This window comes from Flavobacterium olei, assembly GCF_039749035.1.
GTDB classification, from domain to species: domain Bacteria; phylum Bacteroidota; class Bacteroidia; order Flavobacteriales; family Flavobacteriaceae; genus Flavobacterium; species Flavobacterium olei.
Genome location: NZ_JBDKWC010000005.1, coordinates 164,620 through 165,336, shown reverse-complemented (window position 1 = coordinate 165,336; position 717 = coordinate 164,620). Strand labels below are relative to the sequence as shown.

At 39.3% G+C, this 717-nt stretch carries 1 pseudogene; it reads right to left on the bottom strand.

Annotation, left to right across the window (positions count from 1 at the left end):
- Positions 1 to 717: pseudogene (locus tag ABEB31_RS14600) on the bottom strand (hypothetical protein); the annotation flags it as partial.

Below are 717 nucleotides of genomic sequence, written 5' to 3'. Positions count from 1 at the left end.
GATTGTTGCTACACCTCCTAATTCATCCTTGTAAGTCAACTTGTTCGTTATAGAATCATATGCCAATACAGTAAGCGTTTCATTTTTAGAAACTAAATCTTTCAGATTGATGGTTGCAATACCTCCTAATTCATCTGTATAAGTCAACTTGTTCGTTATAGAATCGTATGCCAGTACGGTTAGCGTTTCATTTTTAGAAACCAGATCTTTAAGATTGATGGTTGTGATACCTCCTAATTCATCTGTATAAGTTAACTTATTGGTTAAAACATCATATTTCAGAACCGTAAGCGTCTCAGATACTGTTGATGTAATAGAAATCCATTTAGTTTTATCTTTAGGATCTCTTACGTAAACTTTTCCTGTTTCGTAATCCACGTACATCTCAATAGTACCATCTAAACCTGCACTACCAGGAAGACCTTTACCTCCTGCAATTCCATTTTTACCGTCTATTCCATTGATACCATTTATACTGATCCAGTTTTTCTCGTTTCCTTCATACGGATATTTAGGTCCAGGTCCTACATAAGCAAATACCTCTTTTGTAGTGGTATTGATCCAGATGTTGGAATCTGGCGTGGTTCCGTCAATTCCCGGTGTACCTGCTCCGCCCGGAACACCGTTTACTCCGTCAACCCCGTCACGACCATTGATCTTAACCCAGTTTGGCGATTTGGCATCCCACTCATCACTACGGCCTTGAACTGTCGTAGC